Below are 24,070 nucleotides of genomic sequence, written 5' to 3'. Positions count from 1 at the left end.
GGCAAGAGGACAGGGGAAACGCCAGGAATCGGCTTTACCGTCCTGGTGTCAGGCAAGGGCCATCAGCCGGGCGAACGCCTTGGGCGAAATGGTCGCCAGTTCTCCAACCGGCGCCCACCGCGCCGCATGCACTTCCTCGACCTGATGCACCAGTGGCGTCGCCGGGTCGGCGATGAACAGATATTGCAGATCGTGATGGATATGCGGTGGCTCGTTGCGGGCGGGCTTGCCGGGCACGTCATGGCTGTCGATGACGAAGGGGCGGTCCGCTCCAGCGTGCCAGGGGTGCAGAACAAGCCCGGTGACGGCGGTTTCCTCCACGGCTTCCCGCGCGGCGGACTGCCAGAAGTGCTCGTCCGCTTCGTAGTGTCCGCCCGGCTGCAGCCAGCGGCCAATGGTGACGTGATCGATCAGCAGGATCTGTCTATTGTCCGGCGATAGCACGATGGCACTGGTCGTCAGGTGCCCCGGCATGGTCGTGCGTTGGGAAAGGTCATGGCCCGCCGCCAATTGCCAGCGCAGCAGAGCCAGATGTTCGGCTCGCGGCGCTGCCGCAAGATAGTCCGCAACCAGCTCGGTCAGCCGGGCGGTGAAGTCACTGTGCCCCGACATCAGATGGTGCCCTTCCGGCGCCGCGCGGCCCATTCGGCCATGATGATGCCGGCGATGATGATGGCGGCGGCGATGTAGTGATAGGCCTGTGGGCGCTCGCCCAGGATGATGATCGAGCCCAGGGCGCCAAACACCGGAATGAGATTGTGGCTGGGCGCGGCGCGGTTGGGGCCGACCAGCTCGACGCCACGGGCGTAGAAAACCTGGCTGAACATGGACGGGAAGACCATCACATAGGCCAGCACGGCCCAGACCTTGGGCGAGGCATCAGGCAGGCTGGCAAAGCTGCCCAGGCCGGTGCCGAACAGCTGCAGCATGACCAGGGAGGTGAGGGCCGCGCCCGAAAAGGCAATGGCCATGAAGCTCATCAGATGCACCGGCGGGCGGAAGCGCAGCGCCAGCGTATAGGCGGCGTAGCTGAGGCAGGCGAGGATGACAAAGCCGTCGCCGATGTTGACGTCGAGCGTCAGGATGCGGGCAAGATCGCCATGGGTTGCGGTGAGGGCGACGCCGGTGATGGCTATCAGCACACCAACGATCTGCAGTGGCGTGGCGCGCACGCGGAAGACGATGAAATTGGCCGCCAGGATGATCAGGGGCAGCGCGCCCTGCTCGATGGATGAGTTCACAGCCGTGGTGGTGGTCAGCCCGACATAGAGCAAGCCATTAAAGAGCGCATAGCCCACGGCCCCATAGGCCATCAGCAGCGGCCAGGCGCGGCGGATCACGGGCCAGTCGGCCCCCAGGAATCGCCAGGCGAAGGGCAGAATGAACAGCGTGGCGCCGACGCAGCGGCTGGCCAGCAGCAGGAAGGGATCCATTTCCCCCACGACCATCTTGGCCGCAACGACATTGCCGCCCCAGAACATGGGGGCCAAAATCAGCATCAAATAGGGCTGATCGAGCAAGCGAGCGGAAATGCCGCGATTTTGGTGATCCTGCGGCTTTGTCATAATTGCCCGGTTGATGTATGGACATTCGGACTTAGCAGTTATTCGGCCACGATCAAACCCATCCAATCCTGTGGCCGGGGGGACAGACGTCCAAATCGGGAAGGGACGACCTGTGTGTCGGACCCTTTGTTTCGCGCCTATCCTGGAGAAGGTTTTTCAATGGCTAATGTGGTTGTCGTCGGCTCGCAGTGGGGCGACGAGGGCAAGGGCAAGATCGTGGACTGGCTCAGCGAGCGCGCCGATGTGGTGGTGCGCTACCATGGGGGCCACAACGCCGGCCATACCCTGGTCATTGACGGGGTGAGCTATAAGCTGGCCCTGCTGCCGTCCGGTCTGGTGCAGGGCAAGCTCTCGGTCATCGGCAATGGTGTGGTGGTGGATCCGCACCATTTCGTCGTCGAGATGGCCAAGCTGCGCGGGCAGGGCGTGGAGATCACGCCCGAGATCCTGCGCATTGCCGACAATGCGCCGCTGATTCTGTCCCTGCATCGTGAACTCGACGCCATCCGCGAGGACTCCAACTCGGGCCTGAAGATCGGCACGACCAAGCGCGGTATCGGCCCGGCCTATGAGGACAAGGTTGGCCGTCGCGCCATCCGTCTGATTGACCTCAGCGAGCCGGACACGCTGATGGTCAAGATCGAGCGCCTGCTGTCGCACCACAATGCGCTGCGCCGCGGCATGGGCCTGGTCGAGATCTCGGCCCAGAAGATCTATGACGAGCTGATGGAAGTGGCTGCCGAGATCCTGCCGTTCATGGATCGCGTGTGGCAGGTGCTGGACGACAAGCGCAAGGCCGGCGCCCGCATCCTGTTCGAAGGCGCACAGGGCGCTTTGCTGGACAATGACCATGGCACCTATCCCTTTGTGACCTCGTCCAACACGGTGGCCGGTCAGGCTGCTGCCGGCTCGGGCCTGGGGCCGACGGCCATCGGCTATGTGCTGGGGATCACCAAGGCCTATACGACCCGCGTTGGCGAAGGTCCGTTCCCCTGCGAACTCGATGACGACATCGGCAAGCATCTGGCCAGCGTCGGTCGCGAAGTGGGCGTCAACACCGGGCGGCCGCGCCGCTGCGGCTGGTTCGATGCCGTGCTGGTGCGCCAGACGGTCAAGACCTCAGGCATTTCGGGCATTGCCCTGACCAAGCTGGATGTTCTGGATGGTCTGAAGGAGATCAAGGTCTGCGTCGGCTATGAGCTGGATGGATCACGGATCGATTACTTGCCTGCCTCAATGGGAGCGCAAGCGCGGGTTAAGCCGATCTATGAGACACTTGAGGGCTGGTCGGAAACGACCGCCGGGGCGCGCAGCTGGGCTCAGCTGCCGGCCCAGGCCATCAAATATGTCCGGTTCATCGAAGAGCAGATCGGGGCCCCCGTGGCCATGCTGTCGACGAGCCCGGAACGGCTCGATACCATCCTGGTGGTTGACCCATTCCAAGACTAAGTTTTTTTGATACAACACGTCGTGGACATCGTGAGTACCAAGTAACCAATGGCGGACTACAAAGAGCTGTTGCGCCGGGCCATCTCGGCGCTGCCGGAGAATAATGGGGCCGCCCGCCGGGCGGTCTACGAGAAGGCGCGTTCCGCACTGGTCGGCCAGTTGCGTGCGATCACGCCCCCATTGCCGGCGCGCGATATCACCCAGCACAGGCTGCAGCTTGAAGATTGCATTCGCCAGGTTGAGCAAGAGGCCAGCGAGGCCGTGATCATGCTGGGCCGGGAGGCGTCGCTTTCGCCGCGTCCGGCCGAGCCCCGTCCGGCCGAGCCCCGTCCGGCTTTCACGCCCACCCCGCCGCCACCAAGCCCTGAGCCCCGTGCCAGCGAGCCGAAGCCGGTGGAGCCGCGGCCGTTTGAATCGCGCCCGACCGAGTCTAAGCCCTTGGAGCCGCGGTCATTTGAACCGCGCAAGCCCGAGCCGGTGCCCGTGGCGGCTGCCGAGCCTGTGGTGGCACCACCCGCGCCAGCAGCCGAAGGTCCCAAGCCGACATCGGCAATGTCGATCGAAGAAATCATCGAGCAGGCGGCCAGTGCCGGCGGCGCCAAGGTCGCAACGGTCGATACGCCTGCCAAGGCTGCCGAGCCTCGCGTGGCACCCGTTGTGCCGCGGCCCGAGCCGGTTCTGCCGGCGTCCAATGTCCGTCCGCTCGATATTGCCAATCGTCCGACCCCGTTCGAGCCGCGCCGCAGCGCCTCGCCCCTGGCGCCGGCCGCATCGGCTGAGCCACTGCGGGTGCCGCCCCGAATCGAGCCAGCCGCGCCGCGCCATATCGGCTCGTCGATGCCGGCGGCGGCCGCCGTTGTGCCCGCCCTCTCGGCGATCCGCGAAGTCGAACTCGAGATTGTCGAGCCCGATACGGCCGAAGCCGAGGGCGCCATTGAACGCGCCATCGAGACGCTGGATCGCGAAGCGCGCGGTGAGCCGAGCGTTGTGCTCACTGCGGCAAATACGGCCGAGATCGACAAAGGGACCGCTGCCCGGGTCGAGGACGACGACGACAGTGGCTTCGCCGCCGCAGGTGAGTCGCGCTCGATTTCAGGCCTGACGATTTTCCTGGTCGTCTTTGCCGTCCTGCTGGTCGGTGTGAGTGGGGCTGGCCTGTGGGCCTGGCGCGAAGGCTATATTCCGGTGGACCAGATGTTCAGCCAGGCGCAGGCTGTGCCGGCGGAAGCTGCGACAACGGTCACCACACCAACGCTTGATCCTGCCCCGGCAGAGACAGTGGCGACCGATTCTGCTGCAACGCCGGGCAATACGGCGACTGCTACCGTAACGGGGCCGGCCACGACGCTCGAAGGTCTGGAGCCGGATACGCGGCTGGAGCCGACGCCGGAACCGGTTGTGCCTACGGGCAATGAGACCGTGCTGCCCTCGATCGGCAGTGCAGACGGCAAGGGTGAGGAGCGCTTGCCCGGCCAGGACGCAACGACAGTTGCTGCCAATGACCCGGCCGCCTCGGTCGATCCGGCCGTGCTGGCGGGCAGCCAGTCGCTGTTGCTGGAAGCCAGCTCGACCGGTACCACCGGTGCCGTACCGTTCTCGGGCACGGTGGAGTGGAGCGAGGGCGTTGATGAGCTCAACCTGCCGACGCTGATCGCGCATGCCAGCATTCCGGCGCGCAATCTGGGCGTCAACATCACAATCCGCAAGAACTCAGATCCCAGCCTGCCGGCGAGCCATCTGATGGAAGTGGATTTCGAGGTCAGTGACAGCTTCATCGGCGGCACGATTGCCAATCTGCCCGGTGTGTTGCTCAAGAACCAGGAACTGGTGGCCGGTACGCCGCTGGTGGGCGCTTCGGCGCGCGTGGTGGGCAATTCGTTCCTATTCGCGCTCAGCGCGGCGCCGGACGATGCGGCCACCAACAAGGATCTGCTGGAGAGCCGCAAGTGGATCGACCTGGCCGTGGTCTATGGCACGGGCCGCAATGCCATTGTCACCATCGAAAAGGATGATGACGCGCAGGCGCTGTTCAAGAAGGTCTTCGACACCTGGGCCAAATAAGATCGCGGCTAGACCGCGATCAACTGCCCATCGGCAATGACATAGCGCTGGCTGGCGATGGCAGTGATGTCGTCTGCGTGGTGGCTGACGAGGATGGTATGCCACCCCCTTTCCCGGGTCAGTTGCAGTACCAGATCGCGGATCGTCGTGCGCGTGGCGTCGTCCAGCGCTGAAAAGGGCTCATCGAGCAGCAGGATCGGTCGGTTGCGCAACAGCGTGCGGGCCAGTGCTGCGCGCTGTTTCTGTCCGCCCGAGAGCGTCGACGCGCGCTGACTATCGAGACCAACCAGACCCACATCCGCCAGCGCGGCCTTCACCTTCTGATCTGCCTCGTGGCGTGGCGTGCGGGCCGGCAGGCCGAGGCGGACATTGCTATCGGTGCGCAGATGCTCGAACAGGCTTTGCGCCTGCAGCAGCAGCGAGACAGGGCGGTCTTCGGGCGCCAGGGGCAGCAGGTCGCGGCCATCCAGGGTCATGGTCCCTGTGGCGGGGATCAGGAAGCCGGCCAGCAGATCGAGCAGGGTGGATTTGCCGGCGCCGCTGGCGCCGGAGACCGCGGTGATCTCGCCGGGCGCTGCTGACATGCTGAAGACATAGGGCCTTGCCTGTCCGGGATGGGCAAAGGTCAACTCGTCAACGCGCAGCATTGGCAATCCTCTCAAAGAGCTTGGGCAGGCCGACAAAGGCCAGCACGGTGCCGACCAACAGGACGGCGGCAATGGCGGCGGCATCATTGCCGCGATAGCTGCCCAGGGCGCGGAACATCAGCAGCGGCAGCGTCTGGAAGTCCTGAGTGCCAAACAGGGCGATGACGCCCAAGTCACCCAGCGAGAAGCAGAAGGCGAGGGCGAGCATGACGCCGATGTCGCGGCCGAGGAGGGGATACTCGACGGCGGTGAACTGGCGCCAGCCGGAGAGGCCGAGTGTGCGCACCAACTTGCCGCGGGTGGCAGCAATGGCCTGCAGCGGCGGGCCGAGCGTGGCCATGGCAAAGGGCAGGGCCAGCAGGCTGTTGCCCAGGATAACCACGGCCGGTGCGGCTGCGGCTGGAGCAAGGCCCAGGCTGCGCACCAGCAGGAAAAAGCCCAGCGAGAGCACCACGGCGGGGACGGCGAGATAGGCGAAGGCCGGCACGCCGAGCAGCGTGCGGATGGGGGCATGGGGCGTGGCGGCGCGCCCCAGAGCCAGGCCCAGGGCCAGCAGCAGGGTCAGCAAGGCCGAAGCGCTGCCGATGAGGAGGCTGCTGAGGCCGGCCCACCAGAAGGCGGGCTGGGTCAGAACGGCGCTGAAACCGGCGGTGACGCCATCGACCAGAACGGCGGCCAGCGGCAGGCCGAAGCCGATGGTGCTGAGCAGCAGCACCAGGACTTGCAGCAGGCGCGCGGTGGCGCCGTCGCGCCAGCTTGGCGCCACCGAGGCGCCGAAGCTGGCGGGAACCGGCGCGAAGGCCGCGGCGATGAGGATCACGCCCGAGCACACCGCGATCTGCGTCAGCGCCAGATGCACGGCGCCCAGCAGATCGAAATCCTGTCGCACAGCGGCGTAGATGGCGACTTCCAGGGTCTGGTTGGCCGGGCCGCCGCCGAGCAGCAGGACAATGGGAAAGCTGGTGAAGGCGAGGAGGAAGATAATGGCCGCCAGCCCCGGCATGCTGCCGCGCATGGCGGGCCAATCGAGAATGGCGAAGCGCTGCCAGGCCGAGAGGCCCAGCGACTGGCCCGTCTTGAGGCTATCGGGCGCGTTGGCATCGAGGCGGGCCAGCAGGATGCGGGCGGCGAATGCGCCGTCGAGAATGACATGGGCAAAGAGGATGCCGGTGAGCCCGAAAGCCGGATTGCCGATGGGCTGGCCAAAGAGGGCCTGGCTGATCTGGTTGATCCAGCCATTGCGGCCCCAGATGGAGAGGAGGCCAAAGGCCACCACCATGCCGGGGGTGACGATGGCCGAGGCAAACAGGCCCACGACCAGATCGCGGCCGGGGAAGCGCAGGCGGTTGAGCGACCAGGCCAGCGCCACGCCGACGGCCAGCGAGAGTACGGTGGTGAGCCCGGCCTGGATGGACGTCATGCGCAGCAGATGGGGGATATCGACGCGGCTGGCGCTGCCCGTGGAGGCGCCTGCGGCGGCGAGGATGGACCAGAGCACCAGGGCCACTAGACCAGCAATGGCCAGGGCCAGCAGCGTGGCTGTGGCCGTGCGAAGCGGGCGCGGGGGCAGGGTGGTGGCCGTTAGTTTGGCGGGCATGGCGTTCCCAATCTGGACGATGCTGCGGCGCCCCATCCGGCAGGGCGCAGGATAGGTGCCGCAGCGCGCGGTGCCGTCAAGCTGCGGCTACTGGATGGCCTGCAGCATTTCGTCGATCAAGGCCTGGCTGTTGGCCTCGATTTCGGCATCGGTGAGCATCAAGGTCTTGGCCGGCTGCGGCAGGGTGGCGAAGGTGGGGTCGAGCTGGTCGCCCAGATTGGTCACCGGCAGCATCCAATTGGTGGTCGGGATGATCTTCTGGCCCTCGGCCGAGGTCATATAGGCGAGGAATTGCCGGGCCAGATCCTGATGCTTGGACGATTTGAGAATACCGGCCACTTCGGTCTGGGCCAGATGGCCCTCGTCGAACAGGGCAGCATGGATGGTCTGATCGTTCTCGGAGATGATGTGATAGGCCGGCGAGGTGGTGTAGCTCAGCGCCATATCGGCTTCGCCGGTGAGGAAGAGGTTGTAGCTCTCGCTCCATTCACGGGTGACCGTGAGGATATGCGGCTTGAGGCCGGCCCAGATTTGGGCGGCGCGATCGCCATAGGCGGCCTTGACCCAGAGCACCAGGCCCAGGCCGGGCGTTGCCGAGCGCGGATCCTGAATGGCAATCTTGAAATCGGCTGGCAGGGCAATCAGCTCCTCGAAGGATTTCGGCGGCGTGTTGACCGTGTCGCTGTCATAGACAAAGGCAAAATGGGCATAGTCGAAGGGCACGAACTGGGCGTCGGTCCAGGGCTCGGGCAGGCTGAGACCGGAGAGGTCAAGGCCGTGGTCGGCGAACAGGCCGGTGTCGCGGGCCTCGCCGGCGATGGCGGTATCAAGACCGACGATCAAATCGGCCGGGGTGGTGTCGCCCTCGAGCTGCACGCGGCGCAGCGTGCCGATCGAGCTGTCGGCCGCGATCCACTGCACGGTGCAGCCGCACGTGGCCTCAAAGCCGGCCTTGAGGCCCGGGCCGGGGCCCCATTCGGCGGCAAAGCCGTCATAGGTGTAGATGGTGAGCGTAGGCGTTTCCTGGGCGGAAACAGGCGCCGCGAACAGTCCAAATAGGACCGCAGCAACGAGGCGGGTGGACTTGACCATGGGTCATCCCTTCGTCGGTTGCGGCCATGAAAGAAGGGGACGTGTGTCAATGGCGCGGCAATACGAGATGCCCTTGCCATCTCGAACTTCCTCCGCCAGCATGACCTGGTTCAGGTTCAATGGGTAACTCTCAGCTCCGGAAAGTCCGGAACACCCCAGCGAGACACCCCACACTTAATGAGAGCTTTGTGACAGTGCAAGACACTTCCGTACCATCGGCGGATGCGCCATTCGTCGCCTTTGACGGGCCCATGGCCATTGTGGGCGGCGGGGCCGTCGACCCCGCCCTGCTGCGTAGCTTGGTCGCGCATGGGGTGGCCCTGGTGGGCGCCGACGGCGGCGGGGACGCCATTGGCGATGCGGGGCTGGTGCCGGCGGCTATCATCGGCGACCTTGATTCGCTGCGGGACCGGGCCGGCTGGGATGGGCGCACACGGGTGATCCATATCCCCGAACAGGTGACGACCGATTTCCAAAAGGCGCTCTATTCGACCAGCGCGCCGGTGACGCTGGCTGTGGGCATGACGGGCAAGCGCCTCGATCACACGCTGGCGGCGCTGAGCGCGGTATTGCAGTTTGCGCCCAAGCGGCGGCTGCTGGTGGTGGACGAGGTGGACGTGGCACTGGCCGTGGTGGGACCGGTGGCGTTTGACGCTGCGGCGCGTGAGCGAATCTCGATCCACCCGCTGCTGCCCGTCGGATTTGTACGCTCGAGCGGGCTCTATTATCCGGTGGATGGGCTGACGCTGGAGCCGGGCGGGCTGCTCGGGACGTCCAACGAGGGCACAGGCGGCCGCGTTGAGATCGTGCCGCGCGATGATACGCCCTGGTTGCTGATTCTGGGCAAGGAGCGGCTGTGGGACCTTGTGGCGGTGGCGGGAGTCAGTCCGCCGGGCGCATGACATGCCAAAGGGCCCGCGCTGGCGGGCCCGTTTACATGTGGTGCTCAGCGATTACTGCGTGCGGAAGCGCAGGCGCCCTATCTCGTCATATTCGGCCTGTTCGGCCTTGAGCTGCTCGGCAGCCTCGCGCTGGTGTTCGCGCTGGTCGAGCAGTTCGACCTTTTTGAGGTCTTCGAGGGCTTCGGCCAGGGCATCCTGGGCAGCTTCGAGCTTGCCGCGCATGTCGCTGGCCGAGGCCAACAGGTTGTCGCGGCGGCTCAGGGCAGCCTTGGCAAAAGTTGAATAGGCGAAATGGGCAATGTCGGAAATGCCGGTCTTGGTGTGCTCGATCTCGATCTGCTGGTCGAGTTCGGACGCCATGCGCACGAAATCGTTCACCATCATCTCGATCTGCGCTACCTGGCGGCGCTTCTCGTCCACTTGAAACTTCTTGAGCCGTATGAGGCTCTCGCTGCGCGATTTCAAGACCTGTACTCCTTACACACCAAGTCAGTTCCGGGGCCGATACTCAGCCCCATCAGTCTGCCGCGCCCGCTTCAGCGATAATGGCCTCGAGCATCTGATAGCCCTCCGCCACTGTCGTCGTCTCCTCCCGGTCCTGGCTGAGAAAAGCCTCCAGCGCCGGGTTGATAGCGATCGCGCGGTCCACTTTCGGATCTGACCCTTTCCGGTAAGCCCCCAGCCGGATCAGCTCCTCCATGTCGGAATAGATCGACATGAGCTCCCGCGCCTTGGCCAGGACCGGTCTGAAACTGACCGGTACACACCCTGGCATGGTGCGCGAGATGGACCGGAGCACGTTGACGGCGGGGTAGCGTCCCCGCTCGGCAATTCCGCGCTCCATCACAATGTGCCCATCCAGAATGCCGCGCACGGCGTCCGCAATGGGCTCGTTGTGATCATCACCTTCAACCAAAACGGTAAAGAGTCCGGTAACAGAACCGGTTGTGGGTGTGCCTGGACCGGCCCGTTCCAACAATCGTGGTAATTCTGTGAAGACCGTAGGGGGGTAGCCCTTGGCCGTGGGCGGTTCGCCAATGGCCAGGCCGATCTCGCGCTGGGCCATGGCAAAGCGGGTCAGACTATCCATCATGCAAAGCACGCGCTTGCCCTGGTCGCGGAAAAACTCCGAGAGCGTCAGACTCATATAGGCGGCCTGCCGGCGCATCAGGGCCGCCTCATCGGAGGTGGCAACCACCACCACGGCATTGGCGAGGCCTTCTTCACCCAGATATTCCTGGATGAACTCATGCACTTCGCGGCCGCGTTCGCCGATCAGGCCGATGACGGCGACGTCGACATTGGTGTTGCGGGCCAGCATGCTCATGAGCACCGACTTGCCGACGCCCGAGCCGGCGAAGATGCCCAGGCGCTGGCCTTCGCAGACGGTAGTAAAGGTGTTGAGGCACCGCACGCCCAGATCGAGTGGCTCGCCCACCCTCACGCGGTCATGCGCGAGAAGGGGATTCTGGCGCAGCGGATAAGCGGTGGCGCCGCGCTCGAGCGGGCCCTTGCCATCAATGGGCTCGCCCACCGCATTGATCACGCGGCCCAGCCAGGCCTCGGAGGGGAAGGCGGCGCCATCGCTGCGCTGGAAAATGGCCTTGCAGCCCAGGCGCACGCCCGAGAGCTGGCCGAACGGCAGGCAGAGGGCGCGACCATCCTTGAAGCCGATGATCTCGGCCGCCAGGTACTCGCCATCGGTGCTTTCGATTTGCACCCGGCCGCCGACCCGCAGTTCGCGCACCGGACCGACGATCTCGATGAGCAGGCCCTGCACGGATTTGACCCGACCATAGACCTCAATATCGTCGATGGCCTCAATGGCCGAGATCAGGGCCTTCATCGGTGTTCAATCCCGGATTCGTTCATTTCGCATTAAGGTTTCTGCCAGCGCTGGCTCGAACCATTCCACGAATCAGACAGTAACCCATCGTTAAGCAAAAGGCGCTATTTGAGCTTGTTGATCGCTTCGCCCGCGTCCTGACGCCCGGCCCGGTCCAAACCCCCACTACACCCCGGATTGCTTGAGTCCCGAGAGTCGCTTGCCGGGTCAACTTAAACCATTTTCTTAAGAAAAATTGATAAGATTAACCCTTAAATTTCAATGACTTAGACTTAATTCACCCTAACGCTCTTTGCGTATTGCCGAACCGAATTAAACTTTGTTAACTATTTGGACTTAGGGTTCAGTCATATCCAGTAGGGTTGGCGTGGGCAGGCCAGGTCCCACGGTTCCAGCAGGAACGAATGACAAGGGGAATATAATGCGGGTACTCCTTATAGAGGACGACAGCGCTACGGCGCAGAGCATCGAACTGATGCTGAAGTCCGAGAGCTTCAATGTCTACACCACCGATCTGGGTGAGGAAGGCGTCGATCTCGGCAAACTCTACGACTACGATATCATTCTTCTCGATCTCAATCTGCCCGACATGAGCGGTTATGAGGTGCTGCGCACCCTCCGCGTGGCGAAGGTGCAGACGCCGATCCTCATTCTATCCGGTCTTGCCGGCATCGAGGATAAGGTGCGTGGTCTGGGCTTCGGCGCCGACGACTACATGACCAAGCCCTTCCACAAGGACGAGCTCGTGGCCCGCATCCACGCCATCGTTCGGCGGTCCAAGGGCCATGCCCAGTCGGTCATCAGCACCGGCGAGCTCACCGTCAATCTCGATACCAAGACTGTCGAAGTGCAGGCCCAACGCGTGCATCTGACTGGCAAGGAATATCAGATGCTTGAGCTGCTTTCCCTCCGCAAGGGAACCACGCTCACCAAGGAAATGTTCCTCAACCACCTCTATGGTGGCATGGACGAGCCCGAGCTCAAGATCATCGACGTGTTCATCTGCAAGCTGCGCAAGAAGCTGAGCGTGGCCACCGGCGGCAAGAATTACATCGAGACCGTCTGGGGCCGTGGCTATGTGCTGCGCGAACCCGATGAGAACGACAGCTATTCGGAAAACGTCGCCTGATCCGCATCAGGACGGCTGAATGATTAAACCCCGTGCGACTTTGTCGTGCGGGGTTTTTCCATTGACCGGGTCGCAATGGCGATTGTCGCTGTGGCGGGATGCTGGTTTCATCGGGACCCATGACCCCAGAATCGCCAACCCATCGCGCCATCATTGCTGTGTTCAAAACCGAGCAGCCGCGGCTGATTGCCGGGCTGACGCGGGTGGTGCGCGATATTTCGCTGGCCGAGGAACTGGCACAGGACGCCCTGCTGGTGGCGCTCAAGACCTGGCCGGAGCGCGGCGTGCCGGACAATCCCGCGGCCTGGCTGATGCAGACCGCCAAGCGGCGCGCCATCGACATGTTCCGCCACCGCAGCATGGCGCGCGACAAGCTGGCCGAGATCGGCCGGGACATGGACAGCGCTGGCGATGATGCCATCGAAGCGCTGCATGAGCAGATGGACGATGAGGTCGGCGACGACCTGCTCAAGATGATCTTTACCGCCTGCCACCCCATTCTGCCGGCTGAGGCGCAGGTGGCGCTGACGCTGCGGCTGGTGGGCGGATTGACCACCGAGGAAATTGCCCGGGCGTTCCTGGTGGCCGAGCCGACGATCGGGCAGCGCATCGTGCGGGCCAAGAAGGCCATTTCCACGGCCCAGATCCCCTATGCCGTGCCCAGCGGCGCTGAGCGGGCGGAGCGGTTGGCCTCGGTGTTGGGCGTTATCTATCTGATTTTCAACGAAGGCTATTCGGCAACAGCCGGCGAGGACTGGATGCGCCCGCAGCTCGCCCAGGAGGCGATCCGGCTGGGGCGCGTGCTGGCCGGGCTGGCGCCTGGGGACAGCGAGGTGCATGGGCTGGTGGCGCTGATGGAGATCCAGTCCTCGCGCATGGCGGCCCGGGTCGGGGCGGACGGCGAGCCGGTGCTGCTGCTGGATCAGGATCGCGGCCGGTGGGACCGGGCGGCCATTGAGCGGGGCCTGGCGACGCTGGCACGGGCCATTGAGCTGGGTGGCGAGAGCGGACCCTATGCGCTACAGGCGGCGATTGCGGCCTGCCATGCGCGGGCGCGGGTGGCGGCGGAAACCGACTGGAGCCGGATCGCGGCGCTCTATGGCGTTCTGGCGCAGATATCGCCGTCCAGCGTGGTGGAACTCAATCGGGCCGTTGCAGTGTCGATGGCTGACGGGCCGGCGGCGGCACTGGTGCTGATCGACGCGATTCGCGATGATCCGGCGCTGGCCCGCTATCATCTGCTCTATAGCGTGCGGGGGGATGTGCTGGGCAAACTGGGCCGGCATGCCGAGGCGGCCGATGAGTTTGAGCGGGCGGCCGGGTTGACGCGGAATGGCCGGGAGAAGGCCTTTCTGCTGGGGCGGGCGCGGGATGAGCGGGCGGCCTAGGCGGCCAGGTCGGGCTCGAACTTGGCTTCCAGAATGGCGCGGTCGAAGGGCTTCATCATATAGTCGCTGGCGCCAGCCTTGAGGGCCATGGCGATGGCGCCGATGTCGTTCTCGACGGTGCAATAGACCACGCGCGGCTTCTCGCCGCCGTCGTAGCCGCGCAAAAGCTTGAGGAATTGCAAGCCACTAAGAATGGGCATGCTCCAATCGAGCAGAATGGCGTCAGGCATTTCCTGGCGGCATTTGTCGAAGGCTTCCTGGCCGTCCTCGGCCTCATCAACGATGTAGTCCATGTTCTCGAGGATGCGGCGAGCGACCTTTCGGACCACTGCGGAGTCATCGACGATCAGGCAGGATTTCATCTGGGCCAGGCTCCGGGCTGTGTCGCACCGGAGCCAATTCTAGCCATCACTTCCTATGAATAGGTTAGCAAAGGGCTGACATTTGCCTGACATTAGACTGACGTTACAGCCGCCTTGGGCGTGGCGCTAAAGCGGAAGACCTCGTCGACGATGCCGATGCTGATCTCCATATCGGTCATGCGGGCGAGCAGACCCGTGTAGAACGGCTGGATGCCGCGCGCATCGACAAAGCCCTCGTCGGGCGTGCCAGCGAGCAGGCCGGCGGCGCCGGAGGGGACCAGGGTCTTCTGACGCTTCTCGGGATCGCTCTTGGAGGTGAATTCGAACTTCTCATTGCCGGCGTCGCCGGTGATGCTGGCCGTGACCTGGCCGCCGCGCGGCACGGACATAGCGGCGATCAGCAGCATGTTCATGAAGAGCTTGGCCTTGTGCTTGGGCAGCAGGATCAGCGGGACATTCCACTCCAGATCGGCTTTTTCGATCTCGAACAGGATGCGGGCGACGCGCTCGCACTCGCGGGTGTCGATGTCTGTGCCCGAGGTGGAGGAGGCGCCATAGGCCAGGCGGGCGAACTCGAGCTTGGCGCGGCTCTGGCGAGCGGCGCTCGAAATCAGGTCGCGCGCGCCGTCGGCCATCTCGGCCTGATTGGGATCGCCCAGCACTTCCAGGCCATTGCCGATGGCGCCGATGGGGTTGATCAGGTCATGGCAGACCCGGCTGCACAGCATGGCCGCGAGGTCGGTTGCCTTAAGCTCGATAATGTCGGCCATGCAGATGTCTCCGTGAGGCGTGTCGTCGGCAAAGAATCACTTGCCCCGACATTAGTGGCTGGCGGTTAAAAGTGGACCCAAAAAGCACGCGTCGGCAGCCCGGCCAACAGGAAGTTCAGCGGATCGACAGGGTTTTGGACAGTTCGGGCCAGCGGGCCTCGGCCTGGGTGGCGGCCGCGTCGGGCGCCAGCAGGAAGGCCTCGCGATTGGCGGCGGAGTAGAAGAGGTAAAGCCGCTGCTTGAACATGGCGAAGAAACGCGCATCGCCATCAGACAGGAAGCCGCGCGACACACCCATGCCATCATGGCCGCCGAACTGGGGCGCATAGATCTCGGGCGAGCGCGAAAAGACGTCGCGATTGGCCGGCGTCGCGAAATACCACGGCACGTTGTTCCAGATGAACTCATAGTCTGCCAAGCCCTGGAGCGGCTCGGGCTCGGTGAAGTAGCTGACCGGGTCCATGCCGGACATGGCAATGCCGGTGAGCGGGTCGGTGACGATCAGGGTGACCACCGACTGGGCGCGCACGGCCGGCAAACCGCCGCAAACCCCGGCCAATAGCGGCAAAACAAAGGCAAGCATGGTTAAGATTTGTTTATAGGTTTGCGTCATCTTCAAACCATGGATCGGCCCAACACTGGGGACAGAGTGTGCCGCACAAAAGTTAAGCTCCTCGTTTCGTCCGTGTCGCAATCGCTGCCTTAGCCACCCCATCGGGAGACTTCACATGTTCAAGCGCCTCGCCCTCATCATGACCCTGCTTGCGTGTGTGCTGGCCCCATTGTCGGCCGCCCATGCCCAGGGCTCGCTGAGCGACAGCTATTCGGGTTCCGAATTGGTGGACAGCGGCAAGCAGTTCTTCGGCTCGGCCTCGCAGGGGCTGGCCTCGGTGGTGGAACGGGCCGTGAGCCAGTTCGGCCTGCCCAATGGCTATGTGCTGGGCGAAGACGCCGGCGGCGCGCTGTTTGCCGGCGCCCGCTATGGCGAGGGCGTGCTCTACACCCGCAATGCAGGCGAATATAACCTGTATTGGCAGGGCCCTTCGATCGGCTTTGACGTGGGCGGCGACGGCTCCAAGGTGATGATGCTGGTCTATAGCCTCAACCAGATCCAGGACGTGCTGGGGCGCTTTGCCGGCGTGGACGGCTCGGCCTATATCGTGGGCGGCTTTGGCATGACGGTGATCAAGCGCGGCAATGTGGTGATCGTGCCGATCCGCTCGGGCGTTGGCGCCCGGCTGGGCATCAATGTGGGCTATCTCAAGTTCACGGCCGAGCCGACCTGGAACCCCTTCTGAGCGGGCTGACCAAGCACAACCAGTCACCATCGCGTGACGGCAAGATGCCGGGCGTCGCAAGGGCCCGGCATTGTCGTGACTGGACCGTCCGCACGCGTTAGGGTTAATCATTGGCTATGATGGCGGGCCAGCGCCAGAGCTGCGAAAACCAGACGTGACCCGCGCCACAGCGCTGCGCGGTTCGGAGACCGGTCAATGCCTATCGAGAACATGATGTATTTTGCGCTTGGACTGCTGGTGGCAGGCCTGGTCGCGCTGATCATCATGCCATCGGTGTGGAAGCGGGCCGTGCGGCTGACCAAGCGCCGCATCGAGGCGGCAACGCCCATCACCATGGCCGAATTTCGCGCTGACAAGGATCAGTTGCGCGCCGAATTTGCCCTGTCGACGCGCCGGCTCGAGATGAATGTCGAGCAGTTGCGCAAGCGCTTGGCCGAGCAGCTGGGCGATGTGAACCAGAAGCGCAGCGATCTGGGTGCGCTCAAGGCCGAACGCGACAAGCATCTGGCGACGACGCGCGAGCTGGAGCGGCGCGAAACCGAGCTGCGGGGCCGGATTCTGGAATTGGAGCGGCATGGCGCGGCGCTGAGCGAACAGCTGAGCCTGCGCAACCAGGTGGCCAATGACAGCCTGGTTCCCGGTGGCGAGCTGAACGGCGAGGGCCTTTCGGGCGACTATGTCCGCGACATCACGCGGCTGTCGGCGGCGCTGGCCGCCGAGCGCAAGCGCGCGGGCTTCCTGCAGGAACAGGCCGAGGGCCTGCTGTCGCAGCTGGAGGGGTCGGACCGGCGCAGCAATGAGACCAGTGCGGCCATGGCGCAGATGCGTGCGGCGCTGGCCGGCGAGGGCGACAGCAGGGCCGAGGCCAATGCGGCGCTGATTGCCGCCGAGGCGCGTATGGCGAGCGCGGAAAACCGCCTCAATGCCATTCTGGCAGAAACCAGCCAGGTGGTGGCCAAGTCCGAAAGCCGCGTCGAGACGCTGCTGGCCGACAAGCTCAGCCTTGAGGCCGAGGTCGAGGCGCTGCGCAGGACCGTGGCCGGGGTAGAGTCCACCATCATGGCCGATTGGGACAGCGATCGGCTCGAACAGGCCTATCTGCGCGAAAAGCTCAACGATATCGCCGCCAGCGTCAGCAAGCTGGTCTATGCCGTCGATACCGATACGCCGGTGGAGAAGGGCGAGCCCGAAAGCCTGTTCGACCGGGTGCAGCGCTTTGCCGACGAAGGCGACGAGGGGCCGCTGGAGCCGCCACCGCCGGCCAAGAGCCGGCGCGGCTCGGTGTCGGACCGTATGGCGGCGCTGCGGGAAATCCAGGGCCGCTAGAGAATTTCACCGCCTCGTTGGATCGGTGAAATTGCTCTAGTGTCTTTTTGGTCGCGTTTCCGAACCGCAAAATTGGTGGTCACTTTTGCCGGAAACGCTCCAGGGCGCCTGGCGCCGGTCTGGCGTCCGTTGCGCGTCTGATGCTTCCGAGCCTAGGGCGTGGTCAGCGCAATGGTGCGGCTGAGGGCGCCCGTGGTGGGATCAAACAGCGCCAGCACGGTGGCGCCGTCGAGCACATAGGTGACATTGATCAGGCCATCGGAGAGCTGCGAGGACAGAATTGTCGCGCCTGCGGGCAGGGCGATGGCCTCGGCCACGGCGGGCGGCGGGGCATCGCGCATCACGCGATAGACAAGCGCCACGCCAATCGCCATAAAGCCCAGCAACAGAATGCCGATCGAGATACCGAACGAACGGCGCGCCTTTCCCAGCATGGCAAGAGCTTCGGGCGTGAGCGGGGTATCCGCTTTTTGTTCGCTGGGCCCAGTTTCGTTAGGATTATCCATGGCCGAAGATACCGCACTAGAGTTCGAGGGCGACGAGGTTGAAGTCGTTGTCGATGCCGATATGGCTGGCGGACGGCTCGACGCCACGCTGGCCAAGGTGCATACCGCACTCAGCCGCAGCCGGCTCAAGGATCTGATCCTGACAGGCGCAGTGAGCATCAACGGGACAATCGTCAGTGAGCCCAAATACCGGCTTACGGCGGGGGAAACAATCATCCTTCTTGCCCCACCCCCAGAAGACGCCGAGCCGCAGGCCGAAGATATCCCGCTCGACATTCTCTATGAGGACGACGAGCTGATCGTGATCAACAAGCCTGTGGGCATGGTGGTGCATCCCGCGCCGGGCTCGCCCAATGGCACGCTGGTCAATGCGCTGATCTTCCATTGCGGGGCGAGCCTGCAGGGCATTGGCGGCGTCAAGCGGCCGGGCATTGTACACCGGCTGGACCGCGACACCTCGGGCGTGATGGTTGCGGCCAAGACCGAGCAGGCGCATCGGCACCTGTCGGCGCAGTTTGCCGACCATGGCCGCACCGGGCCGCTGCACCGGGCTTATATCGCCTTTGTCTGGGGCTCGACCGAGACCGCCAAGGGCACCGTCGAAGCCCCGCTGGGCCGTGACCAGAACAACCGCCTCAAGCAGACGGTACGCAAGGACGGGCGCGAGGCCATCACCCATTATATGGTGGAAGCCCGCTTCGGGGACACCGGCTGGGACATCACGCGCGTGCAATGCCAGCTCGAAACCGGGCGGACACATCAGATCCGCGTGCATATGGCCCATATCGGCCATCCGCTGGTGGCGGACACGGTCTATGCCTCGGGCTTTGTCACCAAGGTCAACAAGCTGCCGCCTGAGGTGGCAGGGCCCATTCAGGCACTGGGCCGGCAGGCACTGCATGCGGCCGAGCTGGGCTTTGAGCATCCGGTGACGGGCGAGGAAATGTTCTTCGAGGCGCCGCTGCCGCCCGATCTGGCCGCACTGGAGGAGGCGCTGGAGGACTTCAACAAGGCCTTCGCGCGCTAGAACGTTTCACCGCTGCGCTGCATCGCTGAAACGCTCTAGAGTCCTGTTTGGTCGCGTTTCCGAACCGCAAAAGTGGTGTCCACTTTTGCTGGAAACGCTCCAGGGAAGCGGGCGTTTCCGGCCCGCCGAGCCGCCTTGCCAATTTGTAACATTTTTTGCCCGCGCCAGGTCTTACAATCGCCCAAGTGGGGACTATATATCCATCGTAGTCTTACGATGGGCCGGGATCGGACATCGTGGACCACCAGAGTCTGCCCGCCTTGTGCGGGGGAACATGAAAGGGGTGCGTCATATGGCCCAAACGAATTTGCCCGTGCTCTCAGCCGAAGGTGGCCTGAGCCGCTATCTGCAGGAAATCCGGAAGTTCCCCATGCTGGAGCCGGATGAAGAGTTCATGCTGGCCAAGCGCTACAAGGAACACGAGGATCCGGGCGCGGCGCAGAAGCTGATCACCTCACATCTGCGTCTCGTCGCCAAGATCGCCATGGGCTATCGCGGCTATGGACTGCCGATTTCCGAGGTGATCTCGGAAGGCAATGTGGGCCTGATGCATGCCGTCAAGCGCTTCGAGCCCGACAAGGGGTTCCGCCTGGCCACCTATGCCATGTGGTGGATCCGTGCAGCCATCCAGGAATATGTCCTGCGCTCGTGGAGCCTGGTCAAGATCGGCACGACGGCGGCCCAGAAGCGGCTGTTCTTCAACCTGCGCAAGGTGAAGGGCCAGATCGCGGCGCTGGACGACGGTGCACTGCATCCCGACCAGATCGCCCAGATCGCCACGACGCTGAACGTCACCGCCGACGAAGTGGTGTCGATGAATGCGCGCCTGTCCGGCGACGCCTCGCTCAATTCGCCCATGCGGGCTGACGAGGGCACGTCGGAATGGCAGGATTGGCTGGTGGACGATACCCCCAGCCAGGAAACCGCGCTGGGCGACAGCGAGGAATATACCGAGCGCATGGGCCTGTTGACCAATGCGATGGACGTGCTCAACGAGCGCGAGCGGGCGATCTTCCAGGCGCGCCGCCTGCAGGACAACCCGGCGACGCTCGAAGAGCTGGCCCAGCAGTATGACGTCAGCCGCGAGCGCATCCGGCAGATCGAAGTGCGGGCGTTCGAAAAGGTGCAGGACGCCGTGCGCGGTGCGGCCCGTCCGGACGCCTGAGAGCAACAGCAAGAGTCAGAATTGCAAAGCGGGCCGAAAGGCCCGCTTTTTTTGTGTCCGCAGATCAGTCGATGAGGCGGGCGCTATCGCGATCATAATTGCGCATGGCGCGATGGGGCATGCCGCCATCCTGGAACTCGGGGCCGAAGGCGGCAAAGCCCAGGCGCTGATAGAAGCCAAGCTTGTCGGACTGGGCGGTGAGGTAGAAGCGGTCGCGCCCCCTGGCGCGGGCGTGGTCCATGGCCGCTGCGATCATCGCCTGGGCAATGCCGCGGCCACGGAAGGCCTGGCGCACGGCGACTCGGCCGATCTTGACGTGTTCGGGATAGTCGATGAGGCGGAGCGTTCCGACCACCTCGCCCTCGAGCACGGCCACGAAGTGGGTGGCGGTGAGGTCGTCAGCGTCATGCTCCTCTTCCTCGGGGACATTCTGCTCCCAGACAAAGACTTCACGCCGGAGCGCGAAGGCGGCGTTGCAGAGGGTGGAAAAGGGCGGGACGACGAGGATGGTGGCGTGCATGGCGGCAAGGATAGCGAGCGGCTCCCCACCTGCCTAGGGGGCGGTCCCTGCCATTGCCTGCCCTGCGTTTTGGCCATGCACCAGATCGTGGATGAAGCTGAGCTTGTCGATCACCTGGGGCGTCAGGATGAACGGATAGGCGTCGGGGTGGCCCATGGCGCGGTTGAGATTGTTGAGCATGGAGGCCAGGGGCACCCAATTGTCGACGATGGTCCTGGCATCGGCGGCGGCATAGGGGTCGAAATCAATGCGGGCGGCCAGGCTTTCATCCTGCGTGCTGGGACGGGCCCGAATGCCGAAGGCGGCGGCCATTTCCACCGTGTCGGTGATGTGCAGGTAATGCGCGAAGGTTTCGGCAAAATCCTCCCAGGGATGGGCGGTGGCATAGGCGCTGATATTGGTCTGCGGCCAGCCGGCGGGCGCGCCATTGGCGTAATAGGCCTGCAATGACGCGGCATAGTTGACGCTCTCGTCGCCGAACAGGGCCCGGAAGGCGGCAAGCTGGGGCGTATTGGCGACCAGCAGATCCCAATAGTGATGGCCGATCTCGTGGCGGAAATGACCCAATAGGGTCCGATAGGGCTCGCCCATGCTGGCGCGACGGGCTTCGCGCTCGGCATCGTCGGCCTCGGCCAGGGCGATGGTGATGATGCCGCTTTCGTGGCCGGTCATCACCGGGGCGCTGCCGGGGGCGGCATCGGTGTCGGAGAGGAAGCGGAAGGAGAGGCCATGGGCGCGGTTCTGGTTGCGGGTTTCCAGCGGCAGGTTGAGGCGCAGCAGGGAATAGAACAGGCGCTTTTTGGCACGCTCGATGACCTGCCAGCGCGTCAGGTTGAGCGGATTGTCAATGGCCGGGATGGTCTCGTTGTGGCGGCAGGCGGCGCAATAGATATCGCCGCCGGGCGTGGCGGGCACCAGCCAGTTGCAGGCGCCATAGCGGGCGTTCTGGCAAAAGACATAGCTGTCATTGGGAAAGGCCGGCGAGGAGAGCAGGCCATTGGTCTTGACCAGCGAAATCAGGGCGTTGCGATCGGAGCGATAGCCCAGGCCATGGCCACAGCGCTCGCAGACAGCATTCTCGAAATAGACGGTATTGCCACAGTGATCGCAGCTGAAGAGCTTCATGATGGCCTTTGGTGCTGAGCGCGCTGACACCGGTGTATCTGGCAAGTATGAGGGTTTTGCGGCTGGAGCGCTGCTCAATTCTGTGCATGAAATACTGGCGCCATGAGCACAGCGCCCAAGACCGTTGCGGATTATATCGCGGCCCTGCCCGATGGGGTGCAGGTGGTGTTTGCGGCGGTGTGCGACGTGATCCGCCAGGGTGCGCCGGGCGCGGTGGAATCGATCAAATATGGCATGCCGGGCTGGCATGTACCCAAGGGCCATGTGATCTATGCGGCGGCCTGGAAGAACCACATCGGGCTCTATCCGGTCTATGTCGGGGATGGGGCTTTCGAGGCGCTGGTGGGGCCCTATCGCGACAAGAAGGACACGGTGCGTCTGGACTATGCCAAGCCAATGGCTATGGATGTTGTTGCTGCGATCGTTGCGGCGCGGTGGACTGAACTGGAGCGACAGGCTTGAGTATTGAATTTCTGATCACGACGCTGGTGGTGGTGGTCTCGCCGGGGACGGGGGCGCTCTACACCATTGCTGCGGGGCTGGCGCGCGGTGGCAAGGCCAGCGTCTGGGCGGCGTTCGGCTGCACGCTGGGGATTGTGCCGCATATGCTGGCGGCGATCACCGGGCTGGCCGCCATTCTGCACACCAGCGCGCTGGCCTTCGAGATCATCAAATATCTCGGCGTAGCCTATCTGCTCTATATGGCCTGGGCGACCTTGCGGCAGACCGGATCGCTCAGCGTCGAGGCCGATGTGGCCGAGAAATCGGTGGGCAAGGTGATCGTTGAGGCGATCCTGATCAACATTCTCAACCCCAAGCTCTCGATCTTCTTTTTCGCCTTCCTGCCGCAGTTCGTGCCGGCCGCTGCGCCCAATGCGCTGGCGCAGATGCTCGAACTCAGCGCGGTGTTCATGCTGGTGAGCTTTGTGGTGTTTGCCGGCTACGGCCTGTTTGCCGCGGCCATGCGCAGCCAGGTGATTTCGCGGCCGTCGGTGATGGTGTGGCTACGGCGCAGCTTTGCCGGGGCCTTTGTGCTGCTGAGCGCGCGGCTGGCGCTGATGGAGCGCTAACCGGCCGTGCTGGCGATGGCGTCGGCGACCTGGAGATAGGTCTGGCCGGCTTCGCTCTCGCCGATTTCGAGCAGATGCAGGCCCGTCGAGACGCGCTCGATATAGCCCCATTGCCAGATCGCCTCGGTGGGCACCTGGGTGCGGGTGGTGAGATAGCGGGCATGGGCGCGGGCGATATCGTGGGCGTGGCGGCCGGCAATGCCGTCATGCCAGGCGCGCAGCACAACGCCCAGATCATAGGCCGGCTCGATGGCGAGGCCATCGGGATCGATGAATTTGAACTGGGTGGGATTGGTTTCGGGCACGGCCAGGATATTGGCCGGGTGCGGATCGCCATGGGCGAGGATGGCGTTCTGCGGGCGCCAGGTGATGGCGCGTTCGCGGCAATACATCAGGGCGGTGTCGATGACGGCCTGGGCGCAGGGTTGGCCAGTGGTCTCCCACAGGCGCACGATCGCATGGGCAAGGTCATTGGCCTTTTGGGCGCCGGTGATGCCGGGGAAATCGGCCGGCACGGGCCGCCAGGCCTTGAGCAGCGTGGCGCAGAGCACGTCGATCTGGCGCTCATAGGGCAGCCCAAAGGTGTCCAGCCGGTCGCCCAGACGTTCGAGCAGCATGGCGCCGCGCGCAGGATCGTGGCGCAGCAGGCGGGCATAGCCATGACCATCGGCCTCGGCCAGCACGGCGGCCTCGTGTCGCCCGGCCGCGCTGCCGGGTGTGGCGAGTTTGATGATGCTGATCTCGCCGGTGTCAGTGCTGGCTTGGGCGACAAAGGCGGCGGTGCCGCCGGGCAGGGCGGGGCCGATGGTGATGCCCCAATCCTGCTCCAGGCTAGCCAGGGTCTCTTCAAGGTTGGCCAGCCAGGCCAGGCCGGGCTCACCCTCGGCGATGGCGCGGCGGCGCACCACGTCGGGGATGGCAAAGCGCGGACCGGCTTCGGCTAAGTCCTCGTCGGTGACGGTATAGTGGCGCGCAAGGCCCCTGGTGACTTCAGCCCAAGGCGAGGCCGCGGCGCGGGCCTGGTGCTGCTCAAAGGCCGCCTGGTCAACAAAGAGCTCGGAGACCAGCAGATGCGTGGACTCGTCCGGGCTCGGGACGACGGAGAAATGCAGACACCCCGGTTCGGCCTGGGTCAGCGCGATATGCTCGGGCAGCGCCGCGGCGACGGCGGCCATCCGGTCTGGTGGCACCTCAAGATAGCCCTCCAGCCGGGTCCTGCCCATGG

25 protein-coding genes and 1 riboswitch are annotated in these 24,070 nt (G+C 64.3%); of the genes, 11 read left to right on the top strand and 14 right to left on the bottom strand.

Features of this window, described 5'->3' with window-relative positions:
- Positions 1-48: 48 nt before the first annotated feature.
- Together E8M79_RS17065 and E8M79_RS17060 are read right to left on the bottom strand one after the other, a co-directional pair.
- Positions 49-612, bottom strand: coding sequence for an NUDIX domain-containing protein (locus E8M79_RS17065; protein WP_171015908.1), 564 nt, complete (start codon positions 610-612; stop codon positions 49-51).
- Complete coding sequence (locus E8M79_RS17060; RefSeq protein ID WP_171015907.1) at positions 612-1,499, bottom strand: DMT family transporter; 888 nt, start codon at positions 1,497-1,499, stop codon at positions 612-614. Before E8M79_RS17060 ends, E8M79_RS17065 begins: the two co-directional genes overlap by 1 nt.
- A 225-nt stretch (positions 1,500-1,724) precedes the next feature.
- On the opposite strand from E8M79_RS17060, the gene E8M79_RS17055 reads away from it, so the two are divergent.
- Entirely contained in the window at positions 1,725-3,014 is a 1,290-nt protein-coding gene (locus tag E8M79_RS17055) for an adenylosuccinate synthase (protein ID WP_137153042.1), read from the top strand.
- A gap of 48 nt (positions 3,015-3,062) precedes the next feature.
- Positions 3,063-5,075: a hypothetical protein gene (locus tag E8M79_RS17050; RefSeq protein ID WP_137153041.1), complete on the top strand. Its 2,013-nt coding sequence runs from the start codon at positions 3,063-3,065 to the stop codon at positions 5,073-5,075.
- An 8-nt stretch (positions 5,076-5,083) separates the two neighbouring features.
- On the opposite strand, the gene E8M79_RS17045 is transcribed toward E8M79_RS17050, so the two are convergent.
- The 3 genes from E8M79_RS17045 to thiB all read right to left on the bottom strand — a co-directional run bounded on the left by E8M79_RS17045 (position 5,084) and on the right by thiB (position 8,411).
- The gene (locus tag E8M79_RS17045) at positions 5,084-5,722 is read right to left on the bottom strand and encodes an ATP-binding cassette domain-containing protein (protein WP_171015906.1); all 639 of its coding nucleotides are present in this window, start codon (positions 5,720-5,722) and stop codon (positions 5,084-5,086) included.
- Positions 5,709-7,319 (bottom strand): thiamine/thiamine pyrophosphate ABC transporter permease ThiP, encoded by a 1,611-nt coding sequence (locus E8M79_RS17040; RefSeq protein WP_137153039.1) that lies wholly within the window; start codon positions 7,317-7,319, stop codon positions 5,709-5,711. Before E8M79_RS17040 ends, E8M79_RS17045 begins: the two co-directional genes overlap by 14 nt.
- Before the next feature lie 87 nt (positions 7,320-7,406).
- Entirely contained in the window at positions 7,407-8,411 is a 1,005-nt protein-coding gene (gene thiB / locus E8M79_RS17035; RefSeq protein ID WP_137153038.1) for a thiamine ABC transporter substrate binding subunit, read from the bottom strand.
- A 68-nt stretch (positions 8,412-8,479) separates the two neighbouring features.
- Positions 8,480-8,579, bottom strand: a riboswitch (TPP riboswitch).
- A gap of 20 nt (positions 8,580-8,599) precedes the next feature.
- Between thiB and E8M79_RS17030 the strand changes: the two genes are divergently transcribed.
- Complete coding sequence (locus E8M79_RS17030; RefSeq protein ID WP_137153037.1) at positions 8,600-9,313, top strand: thiamine diphosphokinase; 714 nt, start codon at positions 8,600-8,602, stop codon at positions 9,311-9,313.
- 51 nt (positions 9,314-9,364) lie between these two features.
- Here E8M79_RS17030 and fliJ read toward each other — a convergent pair whose 3' ends face one another.
- On the bottom strand, positions 9,365-9,778 hold the full coding sequence (gene fliJ / locus E8M79_RS17025; RefSeq protein WP_137153036.1) for a flagellar export protein FliJ: 414 nt from the start codon (positions 9,776-9,778) through the stop codon (positions 9,365-9,367).
- Positions 9,779-9,830: 52 nt separating this feature from the next.
- The gene (fliI, locus tag E8M79_RS17020; protein WP_137153035.1) at positions 9,831-11,159 is read right to left on the bottom strand and encodes a flagellar protein export ATPase FliI; all 1,329 of its coding nucleotides are present in this window, start codon (positions 11,157-11,159) and stop codon (positions 9,831-9,833) included.
- A 421-nt stretch (positions 11,160-11,580) separates the two neighbouring features.
- Here fliI and ctrA point away from each other — a divergent pair, with 421 nt between their 5' ends.
- Entirely contained in the window at positions 11,581-12,288 is a 708-nt protein-coding gene (gene ctrA / locus E8M79_RS17015; RefSeq protein WP_137153034.1) for a response regulator transcription factor CtrA, read from the top strand.
- Positions 12,289-12,407: 119 nt separating this feature from the next.
- Entirely contained in the window at positions 12,408-13,676 is a 1,269-nt protein-coding gene (locus tag E8M79_RS17010) for an RNA polymerase sigma factor (protein WP_137153033.1), read from the top strand.
- Here the strand turns inward: E8M79_RS17010 and E8M79_RS17005 are convergent.
- The 3 genes from E8M79_RS17005 to E8M79_RS16995 form a co-directional block, all read right to left on the bottom strand.
- Positions 13,673-14,038 carry a response regulator gene (locus E8M79_RS17005; protein ID WP_137153032.1) on the bottom strand — a complete coding sequence of 122 codons (366 nt, stop codon included), beginning with the start codon at positions 14,036-14,038 and terminating at the stop codon, positions 13,673-13,675. The two genes, E8M79_RS17010 and E8M79_RS17005, sit on opposite strands and share 4 nt — an antisense overlap.
- A gap of 92 nt (positions 14,039-14,130) precedes the next feature.
- Entirely contained in the window at positions 14,131-14,808 is a 678-nt protein-coding gene (locus tag E8M79_RS17000) for a histidine phosphotransferase ChpT (RefSeq protein WP_248305023.1), read from the bottom strand.
- Between the two features lie 115 nt (positions 14,809-14,923).
- Positions 14,924-15,391 carry a YHS domain-containing (seleno)protein gene (locus E8M79_RS16995; RefSeq protein ID WP_137153030.1) on the bottom strand — a complete coding sequence of 156 codons (468 nt, stop codon included), beginning with the start codon at positions 15,389-15,391 and terminating at the stop codon, positions 14,924-14,926.
- A 169-nt stretch (positions 15,392-15,560) separates the two neighbouring features.
- Here E8M79_RS16995 and E8M79_RS16990 point away from each other — a divergent pair, with 169 nt between their 5' ends.
- Together E8M79_RS16990 and E8M79_RS16985 are read left to right on the top strand one after the other, a co-directional pair.
- Complete coding sequence (locus E8M79_RS16990; protein WP_248305080.1) at positions 15,561-16,106, top strand: DUF1134 domain-containing protein; 546 nt, start codon at positions 15,561-15,563, stop codon at positions 16,104-16,106.
- A 195-nt stretch (positions 16,107-16,301) separates the two neighbouring features.
- Positions 16,302-17,432 (top strand): hypothetical protein, encoded by a 1,131-nt coding sequence (locus E8M79_RS16985; protein WP_137153028.1) that lies wholly within the window; start codon positions 16,302-16,304, stop codon positions 17,430-17,432.
- Positions 17,433-17,584: 152 nt separating this feature from the next.
- Here E8M79_RS16985 and E8M79_RS16980 read toward each other — a convergent pair whose 3' ends face one another.
- A complete protein-coding gene (locus tag E8M79_RS16980; RefSeq protein ID WP_137153027.1) occupies positions 17,585-17,866 on the bottom strand; it encodes a DUF6476 family protein in 282 nt (93 codons plus the stop codon).
- A 70-nt stretch (positions 17,867-17,936) separates the two neighbouring features.
- Between E8M79_RS16980 and E8M79_RS16975 the strand changes: the two genes are divergently transcribed.
- Together E8M79_RS16975 and rpoH are read left to right on the top strand one after the other, a co-directional pair.
- Complete coding sequence (locus tag E8M79_RS16975) at positions 17,937-18,965, top strand: RluA family pseudouridine synthase (RefSeq protein WP_137153026.1); 1,029 nt, start codon at positions 17,937-17,939, stop codon at positions 18,963-18,965.
- Between the two features lie 292 nt (positions 18,966-19,257).
- On the top strand, positions 19,258-20,130 hold the full coding sequence (gene rpoH / locus E8M79_RS16970; protein WP_137153025.1) for an RNA polymerase sigma factor RpoH: 873 nt from the start codon (positions 19,258-19,260) through the stop codon (positions 20,128-20,130).
- A gap of 64 nt (positions 20,131-20,194) precedes the next feature.
- On the opposite strand, the gene E8M79_RS16965 is transcribed toward rpoH, so the two are convergent.
- Positions 20,195-20,650, bottom strand: a complete 456-nt coding sequence (locus E8M79_RS16965; protein ID WP_137153024.1) for a GNAT family N-acetyltransferase — start codon at positions 20,648-20,650, stop codon at positions 20,195-20,197.
- Between the two features lie 33 nt (positions 20,651-20,683).
- On the bottom strand, positions 20,684-21,775 hold the full coding sequence (locus tag E8M79_RS16960; RefSeq protein WP_137153023.1) for a putative zinc-binding metallopeptidase: 1,092 nt from the start codon (positions 21,773-21,775) through the stop codon (positions 20,684-20,686).
- A 102-nt stretch (positions 21,776-21,877) separates the two neighbouring features.
- On the opposite strand from E8M79_RS16960, the gene E8M79_RS16955 reads away from it, so the two are divergent.
- On the top strand, positions 21,878-22,237 hold the full coding sequence (locus E8M79_RS16955) for a DUF1801 domain-containing protein (protein WP_137153022.1): 360 nt from the start codon (positions 21,878-21,880) through the stop codon (positions 22,235-22,237).
- A complete protein-coding gene (locus E8M79_RS16950; protein WP_137153021.1) occupies positions 22,234-22,845 on the top strand; it encodes a LysE family translocator in 612 nt (203 codons plus the stop codon). Before E8M79_RS16955 ends, E8M79_RS16950 begins: the two co-directional genes overlap by 4 nt.
- Here E8M79_RS16950 and E8M79_RS18435 read toward each other — a convergent pair.
- Positions 22,842-24,068 (bottom strand): aminoglycoside phosphotransferase family protein, encoded by a 1,227-nt coding sequence (locus E8M79_RS18435; protein WP_171015905.1) that lies wholly within the window; start codon positions 24,066-24,068, stop codon positions 22,842-22,844. The two genes, E8M79_RS16950 and E8M79_RS18435, sit on opposite strands and share 4 nt — an antisense overlap.
- Positions 24,069-24,070 lie beyond the last annotated feature (2 nt).

It is taken from the genome of Devosia sp. FKR38 (assembly GCF_005222805.1).
GTDB lineage: Bacteria > Pseudomonadota > Alphaproteobacteria > Rhizobiales > Devosiaceae > Devosia.
Note: the sequence above shows the minus strand (reverse complement) of the source record. Positions and strands in the feature narration are given on the sequence as shown.